The following is a 16935-nucleotide window of genomic DNA, read 5'->3' as shown; positions in this document are numbered from 1 at the left end:
ACGTAATAAAAGTCCTGCCGTACAGCTCTCTCTGGAGTTGTGACGCAAGAGGGTAGGATTTTAAAAGAATAAAATAGAGATTGATAATAAGCAAGTTATAAGAATAATCCGACTAATTTTATTTTTAGTCGGTTAATAGTGTAAGTTTTTTAAAGAAAAGGGTGACAAATACAAATATAATGATTACTTTTGCAGCCTGATGAAAATATACTTTTCACATATCCATTACCCCAAAGCAGCAGTCTTAGTCCGACGATGCTTTTGACTTATGCGGGAACCCCGGTTTCCGTACCCTTTCCCTTTTATCTTTTTTCGCCTCCGGGCTACACTCTACAATCAACTCTCTAATTTTTTATTGTTTTAGGATGGATGTTATTATTCATATAGCCAATAGCGGCTACGTAAGTTACGCGCAAGAGATATGCGATCTGATTTACGAGTCGGCACAAGCACGCGGTACAGGTATCGCTAAACGGAGTGCTGAATATGTTGCTGAAAAGATCGAGGCAGGCAAGGCGGTGATCGCCCTCGATGGTGATAAACTTGTGGGCTTTGCCTATATTGAAACATTCAGTCATAAGCGTTTTGTGGCTAATTCCGGACTGGTAGTACATCCGGATTACCGCAATCAGGGATTAGCCAAAAAGATCAAACGAAAAATTTTCGATCTCTCCCGGAAACTCTATCCCAGCGCCAAGATATTCAGTATCACCACCGGTTTGGCCGTAATGAAAATGAATACGGAACTGGGATTCAAGCCGGTTACCTTTTCAGAATTGACTGACGACGAGGAGTTCTGGAAAGGATGCCAGGGTTGCAGGAATTTCGATATCCTGCAACGTAATAACTATAAAATGTGCCTCTGCACTGGTTTACTCTATGATCCCAAAGTACAGCCGGCAGCAATGCAGGCCAGCCCTTTCGCGAAGAAAGTGGTGAAACCGGTCATCAAAATAAAGAAAACCAATAAATTGCATAAAAAATGAAAAAAAAAGTAGTATTAGCATTTAGTGGCGGCCTCGACACCTCGTTTTGTGTGCCCTGGCTGATCAATGAGAAAGGATTGGAAGTACACACCGTGATTGTAAATACCGGTGGGTTTTCCGATGATGAAGCCAAATCAATCGAAGCACGGGCTTTACAATTGGGAGCCTCCACCCATACCTGTATCGATGCAGTGGATGATTATTACAACAGGGGCATCAAGTACCTCATCTTCGGCAATGTACTAAAAAACAACACCTATCCGTTGTCGGTCAGCTCCGAACGTTTCTTTCAGGCAATGGCAGTGTTGGACCATGTAAAGAAAGTAGGTGCCGATTTTGTGGCACACGGGAGTACCGGCGCCGGGAACGACCAGGTACGGTTCGACCTGGTATTTGAGGTGTTGGCACCGGAAGTGCAGATCATCGCGCCGATCCGTGAGCTGTGCCTTTCCCGCCAACAGGAGATCGACTACCTGAAGGAGAAAGGGTTCGATTTCTCATGGGAAAAATCAAAATATTCCATTAACCAGGGGATATGGGGAACCAGTGTAGGTGGTGTAGAAACATTAAAATCATCGGGGGTGCTGCCTGAAGAGGCATATCCGTCACAGGTGATCAACGGGGGTACGGAACGCGTCACTTTAGGTTTTGAAAAAGGTGAACCGGTCTCACTGAATGGCGAAAAAATGCCGCCTGTCACCTTGATCCATAGGTTACACGAAATCGCCTCGAAATATGGTATCGGACGTGATGTACATGTGGGCGACACCATTATCGGTACCAAAGGGCGCGTTGCCTTTGAAGCTCCTGCTCCGCTGATTATCGTCAAGGCGCACCATCTATTAGAGAAACATGTACTGACCAAACAACAACTCTACTGGAAAGATCAGCTCTCCAACTGGTACGGGCAACTGATGCATGAGGCACAATACCTAGAACCGGTTATGCGCAATATCGAGACATTCCTCGACGACACCCAGCATTATGTAACGGGTGAAGTAGAGATAGAATTACGCCCCTACCATTTCGCAGTGTTAGGATGTTCCAGCCAGTACGACCTGATGAACTCCAAATTCGGCGAATACGGGGAGATCAACAAATCGTTCTCCGGACAGGATGTGGTAGGATTCACAAAAGTAATCGCCAACCCGTTGAAAATTTATTATACAATCCACGACAATGATTAACGTAAGCATAGCCGGCGGGACAGGTTATACGGCAGGCGAACTCCTCCGCATCCTGCTCCGCCATCCGGAAGTCAACATAGAATCGGTCATCAGCACTACATCTGTGGGAATGCCGGTAGTGGAGATGCATCGGGATCTGCTGGGAGAAACGGATCTGGTCTTCAGCGAAACCTTCCATCAACCCGATGTGATATTCCTTTGCCTGGGACATGGGTTATCACGCGCTTTTCTAAACAATAACAATATTCCCTCAGCATGCAGGATTATTGACCTTGGAAATGATTTCCGCAACGATCCGGTGTATAACGACAGGAATTTTGTATTTGGGCTCTGCGAACAGAACCGGGAACAAATCCGCACAGCTAATAGCATAGCTAACCCCGGATGCTTTGCCACTACCATCATGTTGGCCCTTTTACCACTGGCGTCCAGAAACCTGGTAACGGACGAGATACATGTGCATGCTATTACCGGTTCCACCGGCGCGGGCAAGAAACCGGCCGAAACCACGCATTTCAGCTATCGTGACAATAATATCTCGGTATATAAACCTTTCACGCACCAGCATCTGGAAGAGATCGCCAACACATTGACCAGTGCCGGCAACCATAACCTGCCGCAGATCAATTTCGTACCGATGCGGGGCGATTTCACACGCGGTATTTTCGCCAGTGTCTATACAAAATGGAACAAATCTCTATCTGAATCGGCGGTAATCGATCTTTATGAAGCATATTACCGGTCATCCCCGTTCGTGTTTGTTTCCAGGCAACCTATCAGCCTGAAAGAGGTAGTGAACACCAATAAAGGATTATTGCATATAGAGTTCCACAATGGTTATATCCATATCACCTCCATCATCGACAATCTGGTGAAAGGAGCATCAGGACAGGCAGTACAGAATATGAACCTGATGTTCGGATTGGATGAGACAACGGGATTACGACTGAAAGGAAACGCTTTCTAATGAGACGAATGTGCCAATGTGCTAATGTGCCAATGTGCCAATGAGATGAATGTGCCAATGAGATGAATGAAGAAATTAGAAGTCTGAAGTCTGAAGTTGAGAAGATGAAAACTAAGAACTAAAAACTAAGAATTAATGGTCTTCACTTTTCACTATTAGTTTTTCACTTTTCACTCTTCACTTTTAATTTAAAAAGTCTTGGTTCTTGGCTCTAAAAGTCTTTACTCTTTATTCTTTATTCTTTACTCTTTATTCTAAACAAAAAAATGAATCTATTCGACGTATATAGTTTATGGGATATTGAACCGGTGCGGGGCAAGGGTTGCCATGTATGGGACAGTGAGGGAACGGAGTACCTCGACCTGTACGGAGGACATGCCGTGATTTCTATCGGACATTCCCACCCTCAGTATGTAAAAGCAGTGCAGGATCAGGTGGAAAAGATAGGGTTCTATTCCAACTCAGTACAGAATTCCCTGCAGAAAGAGCTGGCCGATAAACTGGGTGAACAGTCCGGCTATCCCGATTATTCGCTCTTTCTCTGTAATTCCGGCGCCGAAGCCAATGAGAATGCGTTAAAACTGGCCTCTTTCCACACCGGCAAGAAACGTGTGATCGCCTTCCACGGGGCTTTCCACGGACGCACCTCGGGTGCGGTGGCCGTCACGGATAATCCGGCTATTCAAGCACCTTTCAATAAAGGACATGAAGTTACTTTTGTTCCGCTTAATGACGTAGAAGCGGTGGGTGCGGAGATCGGAAAGGGAGATGTAGCCGCGGTCATTATCGAGGGAATCCAAGGTGTGGCCGGTATTTTCATGCCGGAAGTTTCATTTTTACAGCAACTGTCGCTCCTTTGCAACCAGAATGGGGTAATATTGATCCTCGACGAGATACAATCGGGATATGGCCGTAGCGGTCAGTTCTTTGCTCATCAATGGGCCGGAATACAACCCGACTTAATCACGATGGCCAAAGGGATGGGGAACGGTTTTCCTATCGGAGGACTGCTCATTTCTCCCCGTTTCGAGGCAAAGAAAGGGATGCTGGGCACCACTTTTGGGGGCAACCATCTGGCTTGTGCAGCGGCCATCGCGGTACTCGATGTTTTAAAAGAGGAGTCTCTGGTAAAAAATGCGGAGAAGATGGGCAATTATCTTCAGCAGGAATTATCAGGAATAGGGGGGGGTATCACCGGGATCCGTGGCCGGGGTTTGATGCTGGGTGTCGGGTTTCTTCCTGAATTTGCCACTATTCGTAACCGGCTTCTCTTCGAAAGCCGTATCTTTACAGGCGGAGCAAAAAACAACGTGATGCGCCTGTTACCGCCGCTCTCGATATCGAAAGGAGAAATTGATATATTTATCACTGAACTAAAAAAGAAAATGATATGAGAAACTTCACTTCCGTGCATGACATCGGTGACCTGAAAATTGCACTCGAAAAAGCCGGACAGGTCAAAAAAAATCCTTTTGCCGATCAGGAGTTGGGTAAAAACAAGACTTTGTTGATGATCTTTTTCAACTCGAGCCTGCGTACACGCCTGAGCACTCAAAAAGCGGGATTGAACCTCGGCATGAATGTGATTGTGCTCGATATCAATCAAGGCGCCTGGAAGTTAGAGACCGGAAAAGGAGTCATTATGGATGGCGACAAACCTGAACATATACTGGAAGCAATTCCGGTAATGGGCTCTTACTGCGATGTGATCGGGGTGCGTTCGTTTGCTCAGTTTGAAGACAAGGCATCCGATTATAACGAGGTCATCCTGAACCAGTTTATCCAATACTCGGGAAGACCGGTATTCAGCATGGAGGCAGCTACACGCCACCCGTTACAAAGCTTCGCCGACTTGATTACAATCGAGGAGTACAAAAAAACAGAGAAACCGAAAGTAGTACTCACTTGGGCTCCTCATCCCCGTGCATTACCCCAGGCGGTTCCCAATTCATTTGCCGAATGGATGAACGCCACCGATTACGAATTCGTGATCACCCATCCCGAAGGATATGAACTGGATGAAAAATTTGTCGGCAATGCCGTGGTGGAATATGACAGGGAGAAAGCCTACAAAGATGCCGACTTCATCTATGCAAAGAACTGGGCAGCTTACCAGGATCCGAACTATGGTAAGATTTTGAGTACCGATCGCGCATGGACGGTAGACGCAAAAAAAATGGCACTCACCAATAATGCTTATTTCATGCACTGCCTGCCGGTACGCCGCAATATGATCGTGAGCGACGAGGTGATAGACAGCCCGCAATCGATTGTCATCCCTGAAGCAGCCAACCGCGTGGTTTCGGCACAGGTGGTGTTGAGGGAGATACTACTGGGACTATCGTAGGTGCCTAAGTGACTAGGTGCCTAAGTGGTTAGGTAAAATAAACAATTCAATGATTAGACATTATATGCAATAAGATTTGGGGGATATGATTATCAATGAGTTATAATTTATATTTTCCAAACAACTGATAATCAGCACTGTTTAAAATATCCCATTCTTTAATCAATTGATAATCATATAAAATAATCATTTATTAAATATAAACTCTATTCTATAAAAAATGATTGAAAACAGAAAAACAGCCCTTTCAATTGTAAAGATAGGAGGAAATATCGTAGATAATCCGGAGGCACTGGAATCATTCCTGTATGACTTCCATCAACTGGAAGGACATAAATTGCTGGTACACGGCGGAGGAGTAATGGCCTCAAAGATGGCAAAACAACTTGGTATCGAGACCAAAATGCTGAACGGTCGCCGTATTACTGACGAAGAAACGCTGAAGCTGGTCACAATGGTATACGCGGGATGGGGCAATAAAAATATAGTAGCCTTACTGCAGAAGATGGGTTGCAATGCTATCGGCCTTTCAGGGGCAGATGCCAACACCATTCCGGCGATACGACGCTCTCCCGTGCCGATCGACTTTGGTTTTGCCGGAGATCCCGATCCGAATAAAACCAACACCGTTTTCATCTCACAGTTGATAGAAAGCGGTATTACGCCCGTTTTTTGTGCTATCACTCACGACGGGAACGGCTCACTGCTGAATACCAATGCCGACACCATCGCCTATACGGTAGCCACAGCACTCTCGGAAAAATATAGCGTTACCATCTATTACTGTTTTGAGAAAGAAGGGGTGCTGAAAGATGTAAACGATCCGGAAAGCCTGATTCCCACAATGACCAAAGAAGAATACGAAGCATACAAACGACAGGGATTTATCGTCGATGGGATGATTCCCAAATTGGATAATTCTTTCAGGGCAATTGAGCAAGGCGTATCGGAAGTGATGGTTTTACACGCGAAGAACCTGTTATTGGGAAAAGGAACAACCTTAGGTTGATGTGTTGATTTACTGATGTGATGATTTACTGATGTGATGATTTCAATGTGCCAATGTGCCAATATGCCAATAAGATTAATGTGACAATGAGATTGAGAAAGATTGAATACTTGGCCTAATTGGTAATTGGTAATTGGTAATTGGTAATTGGTAATTAGTAATTGGTAATTGGTAATTGGTAATTGGTAATTAGTAATTTTTAACTCCTTATGGACACGTATATACAAAATGCGACTGGATTGCTGAGGGAACTGGTTTCTATTCAATCATTCTCCGGGGAGGAAGACCCAAGAAGCAATTTTCTAACAGGATATTTCAGTGAAAGAGGAATCTCCATAGAGCGTATCGGCAACAACCTGATTGTCCGCCAACCCCATCACGATGCATCAAGACCAACGTTGATGCTGAATTCGCACCTCGATACCGTCCGCCCGAATACCGGGTATACTTTCGACCCGTTCAACCCACCCCACTCCAATTCACATGTCTACGGTCTGGGCAGTAATGACGCGGGAGCCAGTGTCGTGACATTATTACAAACATTTCTATATTTTTACGAGAAAGAATTACCTTTCAACCTCTTGCTGGCATTATCCGCAGAAGAAGAAAATTCCGGTCCCAACGGGATGTCGTTACTTTGGCAAGAACTCTCCGGCGAAGTGAATATGGCTATTATCGGAGAACCCACCGGCATGAGGGCAGCCATAGCCGAAAGGGGATTACTGGTGATCGACGGTGAAGCAAAAGGGGTAAGCGGTCATGCGGCCCGTAACGAAGGCGTAAATGCCCTCTATATTGCACTTGAAGATATCTACACACTGCGATCGATAAAATTCGACAAAATATCACCCACGATGGGAGAGGTAAAACTAACTGTCACACAGATCAATGCCGGCATACAACACAACGTGGTACCGGATCGGTGCAATTTTGTGGTGGATATCCGCCCAACGGAAATGTATACCAACGGCGGGATTATGGATGTACTGCAACCAAAAGTAAAAAGTGAACTGAAAGCGCGCTCACTGACCAACAGGAGCTCTGCCACACCGGTTGATCACCCGTTGATGCAATGCGTGCAACAACTGGGGATTGAAAGCTACACCTCCCCCACCACTTCGGACTGGATGCGGGTTACCTGTCCTGCGGTGAAGATGGGACCGGGAGAATCGGAACGATCTCACCGCCCGGACGAATTCGTGACGATCGGTGAACTGAAACAAGGAATCGAAGGATACGTCCGTTTTATAAAGAATCTAATGAAGTAACAATACTAAAAAGATATGGCAAAAATATGGGATAAAGGCTTCGATGCCAATCAGAGAGTAGAAGATTTCACCGTTGGGAACGACCGTGAGCTCGACCTTCGCCTGGCAAAACATGATGTCCTGGGATCGATGGCACACATCAAAATGCTGGTCAAAATCGGTCTTCTGGAAGCAGAAGAAGAGAAATTGCTGCATTCCGAACTTCAAAATATCCTGGCCGAAGTGGAACAGGGGCATTTTAGGCTCGATGATGATGCCGAAGACATCCATTCTCAGGTAGAGGCAATGCTGACGGAGAGGCTGGGTGAGATGGGCAAAAAAATCCACTCCGGGCGCTCCCGCAACGACCAGGTGCTGGTCGATATCAAACTTTATCTTAAAGAAGAAATCCTCCGGATAAAAGATGAAGTCATAGAGTTGTTCAATCTGCTCCAATTGCTCAGCGAACAGCATAAAGAAGTACTGCTGCCCGGTTATACGCATGGACAGGTCGCCATGCCTTCCTCTTTCGGGTTGTGGTTCGGTGCTTATGCCGAAACAATGGTGGATGATATGCATACCCTTGCGGCTGCATGGCAGGTAGCCGATCAGAATCCGTTGGGATCCGCCGCCGGTTATGGCAGTTCTTTCCCCTTGGACCGGGAGATGACCACCCATGAACTGGGTTTTGCCACCATGAGTTATAACGTAGTCGCAGCACAGATGGGACGGGGTAAGACAGAACGAATCCTCGCGCAAAGTATGTCGAATATCGCTTCTACCCTTAACAAGCTGGCAGCAGACAATTGCATGTATCTATCAGGTAATTATGGATTTATCTCTTACCCCGACGCACTGACCACAGGCTCCAGTATTATGCCGCACAAGAAAAATCCTGACGTATGGGAGTTAATCCGGGGGCACAGCAACCGACTGCAAAGTTTGCCCAATGAAATCACGCTGATGACCAACAATATGCCTCATGGCTATCATCGCGACTACCAGTTGTTAAAAGAAATACTGTTCCCCGCATTGGAAACCCTCCATAAGCTTTTACAGATGACATGTTTTATGCTGGAGAATATCTCTGTCAAAAAAGATATTCTTTCCGATCCACGGTATGAATATCTCTTTACTGTAGAAGAGGTGAACAACCGCGTATTACAAGGGGTTCCTTTCAGAGAGGCTTACCAGCAGGTGGGAAAAGAGGTACAGTCTGGTTCTTTCCACGCCCCAAAAGAAGTACATCATACCCATGCCGGCAGCATCGGCAACCTCTGTACGGAAGAGATCAAGAAAAAAATGGAGAAAGCTTCAGGAATCATCAGGTAGGTGCCTGTCTATCCAACTATCGAAATTTTGCTTGTCGTGTGAAATAGTTATTGCACAAACTTACAAAAAATTACGTAATGCAACAGCAGAGTATCGGCAATAAAAAACCAGGGATTTCAGAATTTAGATTGCGAAATCAATGCTTTCTTGCCCTTTTCAAATAAATACATTATCAAAATAAAAAAAAGTCCAATCATCAATGGCAAGAACCATATTCCAAGCCCACCCGCAGTACCCTTTGCAGTTTGTATGGTCATGAACACAACAAGCCCGAAAATTATTACAAATAATAATTTTACAAACCTGATCAGCCGTGTTGCAGCGGAGTACTGAAAAAAAGCATTTTCTTGTGCCAGAGGAATAAAGTAATTAAAAATCCGGGGGAATTTATTGAGTAGTGTCAGTCCGATAAAAAATAATGTCGCAACAATTGGTAAAATTAATAATTGATTTTTATCTCCAAATCCATCTGCTTTTCCGGCACCATTATAATGGATGGGAATTTGTTCCGGTAATTTTTCATAATGGATGAATGTCAAAATCCAGATTCCGGCAACAGCCAGCCAACCGATAATTTCGATTATCACATCGGTTGTACTTAATTTGAGTTCTATGTTTGGTCGAGCTTTCATCTATAGGGCAAAGTTATATTTTTTTATTCATCCTACCTCTCTTCGACATAATACTTTGGTGAAGTATGTTGATTATTTCAACCATTATTATCAGTTTTCGAGACTATGGGATATCAATACACTATTGCAAAATTCCACTTAATATTACGCCAATCCCTGCCCTATTTTTTCAGGACGTTCACACCGATAATGCCTATCAGTACCATTATACCGCCGATGACATGGTAAACATGAAGAGTTTCATTTAAAAACAGCACACCGCTGAACACTGCGATCACGGGACTGAAGTTATTAAAGATAGAGACTTGTGATGCAGGGATCACGGAGAGGGCGCTATTGGTCAGGAATGAGGTCAGGAACGAGGAAAGTATTCCCAGATAAAGTATTGTCCACAGGAACTCACTGTTATTAAATGCAGCGAAATAGAGCGGCAAAGTATCCAACTTCAGATGGGCTATTACCGCCATCAGGTTAAAAATTACACAAGCAGTCACGGTCATGAAAAACGTAATATCCATGGCGTTGATCTGCTGCGTGGCCTTTCTGCCCAGTACAAAATAAATAGCCATGGATACCACGGAGAGAAGAATGAAAAAATCACCTTTTAAAGTTTCACTGCTTATTTCTCCCAATCCATTCCGGTACATTATGTACACAACACCTCCCACGGATAACAACACAAAAATAATTTGCCAAAACGAACTTTTCTCCTTCAGGAATATGGATGCCAGAATAACTGTGAAGATGGGAGCAGTCGCCGATAGAATACCGGCTTCAGAAGCAGAGGTGAATTGAAGACCTATTGTCTGCATCGAGAAAAGCAGTAACGGATAAAACAGGGACAAGGTGAGTAGATGGAATATACTTTTCCGTTCAATCACGGGCCATCCTTTCCGACGAAACAGATAAAAAAAGAAAAGACCGGCAGTTGCCGCCGTAAAGCGGTGTGCCAGCAAATCAATGGGCGAAGCATGCCGCAACGCGATCTTTACGAAGATAAAAGAAAAACCGATGATCACGGTCATCAATGTGAGGCCGGCATACGCTACCACTTCCCTTTTCAACTGTTTCATCCTATCAATTAGTTAATTACTAATTACCTCTTCCACTTAACCACTTAACCACTTAGGCACTTAACCACTTAGGCACCTAATCACTTAGACACCTTTCCACCTTTCATAAGGCAAAAGTAACACACAATTTTTTATAACCAAAACTGTTGACATTTTGTTACTCCATCTGCTCTTTTTTTTGTACTTTTGTGGAAAATATTGGATATTCTGCAATCGCAATCGCGACCCGACAAGAATTAAAGAACCAAAACATACTATATGCAATGAACTTACTTGATGATCTGATCGAAAGGGCTAAAGCGAACAAACAACGTATCGTATTGCCCGAAGGCACCGAACAGCGGACACTCACAGCAGCCGATCAACTGCTTCGCGACGGTGTGGCAGAGATTATTCTGCTGGGAAACCCTACTGAAATACAGAAAATTGCAAAGGAGTCGGGGCTCCTCCATATCGGGAAAGCCAAAATTGTAGATCCTACAGCACACGATAAAAAAGAGAACTATACCCAACTCCTTGCAGAATTACGTAAAAAGAAAGGGATGACTTATGCACAAGCATCTCAACTGGTAGAGGACCCGCTGTATCTGGGTTGCCTCATGATCAAGGCGGGTGATGCAGACGGCGAGATAGCCGGTGCGAAGAACACCACCGGCGATGTGTTGCGCCCTGCCCTGCAGATTATTAAAACCTCACCCGGTATAAAGGTAGTGTCGGGTGCGTTCATCATGTTTACCCAAACTCCGCAATATGGGGAAAATGGGATACTTCTCTTTGCCGACTGTGCGGTGATGCCCAATCCCACGGCAGAAGAACTGGCCTCTATCGCCGTTGCATCGGCACAAACAATGAAAAGCATGGTAAACGTGGAACCGCGCGTAGCCATGCTTAGCTTCTCCACCAAAGGAAGTGCCGAACACGAGATGGTCGACAAGGTACGCGAAGCAACCCGTATTGCCAAAGAATCTGCTCCTTCATTGCAGATCGACGGGGAACTACAGGCAGATGCTGCCATCGTTCCTTCTGTCGGTGCGGGCAAAGCCCCGGGAAGCACTATCGCAGGAAAAGCCAACGTGCTGGTCTTCCCTACGCTTGAAGTGGGAAATATTGCTTACAAGCTGGTGCAAAGATTGGGCAACGCCGAAGCGGTAGGACCGGTATTGCAAGGTATGGCTGCTCCGGTAAATGACCTTTCGCGGGGTTGTTCAGTAGAAGATATTTACAATATGGTAGCCATTACAGCCAATCAGGCTATCGGACTAAAAAATAAATAGCCACTGGATATGAGTGAAACAATTATAGAACCTATTGAAAATTACGGGCTTACCATATCATCAGAAAGCAAGAAAAAACAGTTGTTTTCGAAGATCGGTGTCGTAGGTGCCGGAAAAGAGGGACGGACGATCATCAATATGGCGGCAACAGCCGGTATGGAGGTGGTTTTTCTGGATGAGTCACAAGAGCGGATCGATTTTGTGATAGGTGAGTTGGAGAAGATTATGGATCAGAAGATCAGCAGTTGGGGATTGACACCCTCCGAAAAGAAGATCATCATGAACCGTATTACCCCTACCCTTGTATATGAAGATTTCGAAGGCTGCGACCTTGTGATCGAATGTACACGATATTCGGAAAGTGGCCGGCGCAGTACACCCTTGCGGAAAAATATCTTCAAAAGACTGGAAGAGATCCTTGATGAAGATGCGATTATTGCCTCCAACGGATCTACGGTGATCATCAGCGAGTTGGCCGCCGACCTCAATCACAAGGAGCGTTGTGTGAGCCTCTATTTTCCCGTGTCGCACCCGGATGCCCGCATCCTGGAGATCGTGAGTGGCATGTATACTTCTGAAGAGGTGTACCATAAGATGGAGGTCTTTGCCAGACTGATCAAATACAAGCCCCACCGCATCAATGAAAGTAATGGAAACGTAAGCCTCCGGATGCTGGTGGTGATGATCAATGAGGCGTGCCAGACATTGCTGGAAAGGGTCAGTTCCATAGAAGACATTGAAGAGACTTTCACCATCATCTACGGACAGCGCTACGGCATTTTCCGCATGGCCGACATTATCGGCATCGAACGCCTTGTCACCCTTATGGAAGCGATGTTCAACGATTTCGGGGCGAAGCATTACAAGCCCAATCCTATTTTATGGAAACTATACCGGTCCAATCAATTGGGAGTACGTACAGGTAAAGGATTCTATATTTACGATAACGACGGAAACCCGGTATCCATCAATAAGAATATTGTTTAATTTTTAAGAGTAAAGAGTAAGGAATAAAGAATAAAGATTTTTAGTACCAATACTTTAGGTGTGGAATTCAATCTTTTTCAATCTCATTCAATTTACTTCAATCTCATTAGTATATCGATTCTTGGTTCATATACAAGTAACAAATAATAAAATGAAAATATTAGTCCTGAACTGCGGAAGTTCATCCATCAAATACAAGCTTTTCGAGATGGAAAGCAAAGAGGTGATAGCCCAGGGAGGCGTCGAAAAAATCGGAATGAAAGGATCTTTCCTTAAGTTCACTCTTCCCGATGGACAAAAGGTAATGCTGGAAGGAGAGATCCTCGAGCACCGTGCCGGTATTGAATATATCCTGGGCGTGCTGCTGAGCGACAAGTATGGATGCATCCAATCATTAGATGAAATAGAGGCGGTAGGCCACCGCGTGGTACATGGCGGCGAACGTTTCAATGAGAGTGTGCTTATTACCGACGAGGTGATCGAGATATTGAACGAATGTATTGAACTGGCTCCCTTACATAATCCGCCCAACTTGAAAGGTATATATGCCATTCAGGAACTGATGCCCGATACCCCGCAGGTGGGAGTCTTTGACACTGCTTTCCATCAGACTATGCCCGATTATGCTTATATGTATGGAATCCCCTATTCATTATATGAAAAATACGCTATACGCCGGTACGGATTCCATGGCACCAGTCACCGCTATGTCTCGGCAAGGGCGTGCGAATTTCTGGGCGTTCCCTACGAAGAACAACGTATCATTACTGCCCATATCGGCAATGGAGGATCCGTTGCCGCTATCAAGAACGGGAAATCGATCGATACCAGCATGGGCATGACTCCCGTGGAAGGTTTAATTATGGGCACCCGGTCAGGCGATGTCGATCCCGGTGTAATCTCCTATATTATGGAGAAAGAACACATGGGAACTACGGGTATCTCTACCCTGCTGAATAAATTCTCAGGGATACTTGGTATTTCGGGGCTATCGTCCGACATGCGGGAGATCAGTGCTGCCATTGAAAATGGAAATGAACGTGCGGTGCTGGCTATGGAGACCTACAATTACCGTATCAAGAAATACATCGGTTCTTATGCCGCGGTGTTGGGAGGAGTGGATATTCTGGTATTTACGGGCGGTGTAGGGGAAAATCAAGCCGTCACCAGAAGGGATGTCTGCCGGAATATGGAATATATGGGAATTGAACTGGATGAAGAACTGAATGACGCAGTCCGGGCCAAGGAGGTAGTGATCAGCAAACCCTCTTCCAGGGTAAAGGTGGTCATCATCCCTACCGATGAAGAGTTGACGATCGCCAACGATACGATAGAGATTTTGCAGAGAGCATAAAGTCCTTCTATTTATATACATAGTTAATTCTCTAATAAAAAAGAACCGAAAAACGGGAAAGACACCATTTCATCCGTTTTTCGGTTCTGAATTTAACCTTTTATCGAAAATGCCTGAGCAAAATCAAAGCATCATGGAACTTCTTGACTTGACTCTATGCTTGTTTCTCGTCAATACATTCTCCAAAAATAGAATCATCTTTCCATACCAGTTTGTACTACGTAATCCTTCATTATGTTCATTCCTAAGGCACAACATTTAACACCTCAGGCGTAATCAAATTAATATGATACAAGTGTGAAAAACCATTTCATCATTATTCTTTCTTTCTACTAGTACCTCTGTACTTTATAATTTGAATAGCGAAAATTATATATATAATTAGAGTGAAATAAAATAGGTAAGATACCCACTTATCGCCTAAGAAACCAAACAAAAAATTAAAATATAAAAGAAGAATGCAAATAAATGAAATCACGAATAATAGCAAAATACTTGTTCTGTTCATAAATTTAGCACATTAAGCTTACAACAATTCCCCAACAAGCCGCAAAACCAACACTCGCTCCCATTGTTACTGGTGCAAATTTTCGCAATATTATTTATTACAATATTATCGCCGATATGCTCTTCTTTAGCAACATCGGTAAAATCTTCAACATTCATATTATCTTTATTACATGAATGCAAAATAACCAGAAACAAAAACAATAGGCCAACGACCTTTCACCTAAACCAGATTGAATTTTGAGTTTTCATAATCTTAATGTTTTAACAGTTTAACATCATTGAAGTTCCAGTATACTTATTCAACATCTTAAAATAAAAATTGTTTATTAGTAATAGAATTTATAATTAACCTAAGTTGCAGGAAAATTGTAATAGGAAGTTAAACATGGATACAAATAGCCCTCTTTTTAGTTAAAACCGAGCTTCACGGCTCTACTGCCACAGCGTATCCTCTGCTGACTTCTCACGGCAAGCTTTACTCCGTGCTTCCGAAAAAAAACGTCCACACGTCCGTGAGACCTCCCGTGGTAAGACTATCAAACTTTCATCCCATATATCTGCATCATTTACTCTGCCACATCCGGGTAACTTTTGGATTTTGTTCTGTTTAGCAAACTCGTCCTGAGGCTTGAGCCTTGTATGATGTTCGTGTTCCTCAGACCGGGATTTTGCCGCCGGCTTCCTTCAGATTCCACCTCACGATGGACACCCTTGCCTTGGGCTAACGGTTGGTCGCTACCTACACCCGTAGTGGACTTGCACCACCAAGTTTTTAATCATGCACGGCGCACATAAAAAAAGCTTCGGAGTTTTCCGAAGCTTTTTTTATGTGCGTTGAGCGCGATTCAAATCCTTATTCTGCTACCACTTCGAAGGGGATATCCACTGAAACCTCTTTGTGAAGTCTTACCACGGCGTTGTAGTTTCCTACCTCTTTCACCTGGTCTTTGATGACGATCAGTTTCCTGTCTACTTCATACCCTTTTTCTTTCAATGCATCGGAAACCTGAATGTTGGTTACCGAACCGAAAATGGTTCCGGTAGAACTGGTCTTTGCTCCAATGGACAAGGTAACACCTTCCAGCTTATCGGCAAGCGCCTGTGCATCCGCTTTTATCTGGGCCAGTTTATGTGCGCGTTGTTTCTGATTCTCAGCCAGCACTTTCTTGGCAGAATCAGTGGCGATAACAGCCTTACCCTGGGGGATAAGGAAATTACGGGCATACCCTTTCTTTACATTCACCACATCATCCTTGTAGCCTAAACTCTGTATATCTTCTTTTAAAATTACTTCCATTTTTCTTCCTCCTTTTTATTTCATTAAATCGGTTACGTATGGAAGCAAAGCTATATGACGAGCTCTCTTCACTGCTTGTGCGATCCGGCGTTGGAACTTCAATGACGTACCGGTAATCCTTCTCGGCAAGATCTTTCCCTGTTCATTCAGGAACTTCTTCAGGAATTCCGGATCCTTATAGTCGATATACTTGATACCGTTCTTTTTGAAACGGCAATATTTTTTCTTCTTCACATCCACCGACAGTGGGGTAAGATATCTGATTTCTGTCTGTTTAGCCATTTCTTAATCCTCCTTTTCGTTAAGTTCTACTTCTGCTTCCACAGCTTCGGTCTTTTCTTTCTTTACCGTTTTTGCAGCATCGCCGGCTGAAGCATGTGCTTCGTGTCTCTTGCCGCCTTTGTTCTTCCTTCTCTTTTCGGCATATTCCAGTGCGAATTTATCCTGTTTTACCGTCAGAAAACGGATCACACGTTCGTCGCGACGGAAATTTACTTCCAACTTGTCGATCACTGTGGGATCAGCGTTGAACTCCAGGAAAGTATAGAATCCTGTCGTTTTCTTGTCGATGGGATACGCTAATTTACGCAGGCCCCAGTCTTCTTCGTTTACAATTTCGGCCCCTTGATCCGTGAGGAGGGTTTTGAATTTTTCAACCGCTTCCTTCATCTGAGCATCAGACAAAACGGGAGTCAAAATGAAAACGGTTTCGTAATTGTTCATACTAATTTAA

The 16935-nt window shown here is 44.3% G+C and carries 16 protein-coding genes; 11 read left to right on the top strand and 5 right to left on the bottom strand.

Annotated elements, in window-relative coordinates:
* Positions 1–365: 365 nt before the first annotated feature.
* The 8 genes from ABV001_RS00080 (at position 366) to argH (ending at position 9075) form a co-directional block, all read left to right on the top strand.
* Positions 366–986 carry a GNAT family N-acetyltransferase gene (locus ABV001_RS00080; RefSeq protein ID WP_352420917.1) on the top strand — a complete coding sequence of 207 codons (621 nt, stop codon included), beginning with the start codon at positions 366–368 and terminating at the stop codon, positions 984–986.
* Positions 983–2173 (top strand): argininosuccinate synthase, encoded by a 1191-nt coding sequence (gene argG, locus ABV001_RS00075; protein WP_352420916.1) that lies wholly within the window; start codon positions 983–985, stop codon positions 2171–2173. Before ABV001_RS00080 ends, argG begins: the two co-directional genes overlap by 4 nt.
* A complete protein-coding gene (gene argC / locus ABV001_RS00070; RefSeq protein WP_352420915.1) occupies positions 2166–3140 on the top strand; it encodes an N-acetyl-gamma-glutamyl-phosphate reductase in 975 nt (324 codons plus the stop codon). Before argG ends, argC begins: the two co-directional genes overlap by 8 nt.
* A gap of 266 nt (positions 3141–3406) precedes the next feature.
* On the top strand, positions 3407–4534 hold the full coding sequence (locus ABV001_RS00065) for an aspartate aminotransferase family protein (RefSeq protein WP_352420914.1): 1128 nt from the start codon (positions 3407–3409) through the stop codon (positions 4532–4534).
* The gene (locus tag ABV001_RS00060; protein WP_352420913.1) at positions 4531–5487 is read left to right on the top strand and encodes an N-acetylornithine carbamoyltransferase; all 957 of its coding nucleotides are present in this window, start codon (positions 4531–4533) and stop codon (positions 5485–5487) included. Before ABV001_RS00065 ends, ABV001_RS00060 begins: the two co-directional genes overlap by 4 nt.
* A gap of 220 nt (positions 5488–5707) precedes the next feature.
* Positions 5708–6496, top strand: a complete 789-nt coding sequence (gene argB / locus ABV001_RS00055) for an acetylglutamate kinase (RefSeq protein ID WP_352420912.1) — start codon at positions 5708–5710, stop codon at positions 6494–6496.
* Positions 6497–6705: 209 nt separating this feature from the next.
* Positions 6706–7764, top strand: a complete 1059-nt coding sequence (locus ABV001_RS00050) for a M20/M25/M40 family metallo-hydrolase (protein WP_352420911.1) — start codon at positions 6706–6708, stop codon at positions 7762–7764.
* 15 nt (positions 7765–7779) lie between these two features.
* Positions 7780–9075: an argininosuccinate lyase gene (argH, locus tag ABV001_RS00045; RefSeq protein ID WP_352420910.1), complete on the top strand. Its 1296-nt coding sequence runs from the start codon at positions 7780–7782 to the stop codon at positions 9073–9075.
* A 116-nt stretch (positions 9076–9191) separates the two neighbouring features.
* Here argH and ABV001_RS00040 read toward each other — a convergent pair whose 3' ends face one another.
* Positions 9192–9707 carry a DUF1648 domain-containing protein gene (locus ABV001_RS00040; RefSeq protein ID WP_352420909.1) on the bottom strand — a complete coding sequence of 172 codons (516 nt, stop codon included), beginning with the start codon at positions 9705–9707 and terminating at the stop codon, positions 9192–9194.
* Between the two features lie 161 nt (positions 9708–9868).
* Positions 9869–10780 (bottom strand): DMT family transporter, encoded by a 912-nt coding sequence (locus ABV001_RS00035; protein ID WP_352420908.1) that lies wholly within the window; start codon positions 10778–10780, stop codon positions 9869–9871.
* Between the two features lie 263 nt (positions 10781–11043).
* Between ABV001_RS00035 and pta the strand changes: the two genes are divergently transcribed.
* The 3 genes from pta (at position 11044) to ABV001_RS00020 (ending at position 14395) form a co-directional block, all read left to right on the top strand.
* The gene (pta, locus tag ABV001_RS00030) at positions 11044–12054 is read left to right on the top strand and encodes a phosphate acetyltransferase (protein WP_352420907.1); all 1011 of its coding nucleotides are present in this window, start codon (positions 11044–11046) and stop codon (positions 12052–12054) included.
* 9 nt (positions 12055–12063) lie between these two features.
* Positions 12064–13041 (top strand): 3-hydroxyacyl-CoA dehydrogenase family protein, encoded by a 978-nt coding sequence (locus ABV001_RS00025; protein WP_352420906.1) that lies wholly within the window; start codon positions 12064–12066, stop codon positions 13039–13041.
* A gap of 151 nt (positions 13042–13192) precedes the next feature.
* Positions 13193–14395, top strand: a complete 1203-nt coding sequence (locus ABV001_RS00020; protein ID WP_352420905.1) for an acetate kinase — start codon at positions 13193–13195, stop codon at positions 14393–14395.
* Positions 14396–15758: 1363 nt separating this feature from the next.
* Here ABV001_RS00020 and rplI read toward each other — a convergent pair.
* Genes rplI through rpsF form a run of 3 tightly spaced genes read right to left on the bottom strand, consistent with a single transcriptional unit; the run spans position 15759 to position 16925 of the window.
* Complete coding sequence (gene rplI, locus ABV001_RS00015; protein WP_352420904.1) at positions 15759–16202, bottom strand: 50S ribosomal protein L9; 444 nt, start codon at positions 16200–16202, stop codon at positions 15759–15761.
* A gap of 15 nt (positions 16203–16217) precedes the next feature.
* On the bottom strand, positions 16218–16484 hold the full coding sequence (rpsR, locus tag ABV001_RS00010; protein ID WP_076931372.1) for a 30S ribosomal protein S18: 267 nt from the start codon (positions 16482–16484) through the stop codon (positions 16218–16220).
* Between the two features lie 3 nt (positions 16485–16487).
* Complete coding sequence (gene rpsF, locus ABV001_RS00005) at positions 16488–16925, bottom strand: 30S ribosomal protein S6 (protein WP_502929808.1); 438 nt, start codon at positions 16923–16925, stop codon at positions 16488–16490.
* Positions 16926–16935 lie beyond the last annotated feature (10 nt).

It is taken from the genome of Proteiniphilum sp. (assembly GCF_040307845.1).
In the GTDB taxonomy this organism is placed as follows: Bacteria; Bacteroidota; Bacteroidia; order Bacteroidales; family Dysgonomonadaceae; genus Proteiniphilum.
Note: the sequence above shows the minus strand (reverse complement) of the source record. Positions and strands in the feature narration are given on the sequence as shown.

Coding starts and splice junctions, on each gene's coding strand:
- ABV001_RS00080 (WP_352420917.1), top strand. CDS start 366: ATGGATGTTATTATTCATATAGCCAATAGCGGCTACGTAAGTTACGCG.
- argG (WP_352420916.1), top strand. CDS start 983: ATGAAAAAAAAAGTAGTATTAGCATTTAGTGGCGGCCTCGACACCTCG.
- argC (WP_352420915.1), top strand. CDS start 2,166: ATGATTAACGTAAGCATAGCCGGCGGGACAGGTTATACGGCAGGCGAA.
- ABV001_RS00065 (WP_352420914.1), top strand. CDS start 3,407: ATGAATCTATTCGACGTATATAGTTTATGGGATATTGAACCGGTGCGG.
- ABV001_RS00060 (WP_352420913.1), top strand. CDS start 4,531: ATGAGAAACTTCACTTCCGTGCATGACATCGGTGACCTGAAAATTGCA.
- argB (WP_352420912.1), top strand. CDS start 5,708: ATGATTGAAAACAGAAAAACAGCCCTTTCAATTGTAAAGATAGGAGGA.
- ABV001_RS00050 (WP_352420911.1), top strand. CDS start 6,706: ATGGACACGTATATACAAAATGCGACTGGATTGCTGAGGGAACTGGTT.
- argH (WP_352420910.1), top strand. CDS start 7,780: ATGGCAAAAATATGGGATAAAGGCTTCGATGCCAATCAGAGAGTAGAA.
- ABV001_RS00040 (WP_352420909.1), bottom strand. CDS start 9,707: ATGAAAGCTCGACCAAACATAGAACTCAAATTAAGTACAACCGATGTG.
- ABV001_RS00035 (WP_352420908.1), bottom strand. CDS start 10,780: ATGAAACAGTTGAAAAGGGAAGTGGTAGCGTATGCCGGCCTCACATTG.
- pta (WP_352420907.1), top strand. CDS start 11,044: ATGAACTTACTTGATGATCTGATCGAAAGGGCTAAAGCGAACAAACAA.
- ABV001_RS00025 (WP_352420906.1), top strand. CDS start 12,064: ATGAGTGAAACAATTATAGAACCTATTGAAAATTACGGGCTTACCATA.
- ABV001_RS00020 (WP_352420905.1), top strand. CDS start 13,193: ATGAAAATATTAGTCCTGAACTGCGGAAGTTCATCCATCAAATACAAG.
- rplI (WP_352420904.1), bottom strand. CDS start 16,202: ATGGAAGTAATTTTAAAAGAAGATATACAGAGTTTAGGCTACAAGGAT.
- rpsR (WP_076931372.1), bottom strand. CDS start 16,484: ATGGCTAAACAGACAGAAATCAGATATCTTACCCCACTGTCGGTGGAT.
- rpsF (WP_502929808.1), bottom strand. CDS start 16,925: ATGAACAATTACGAAACCGTTTTCATTTTGACTCCCGTTTTGTCTGAT.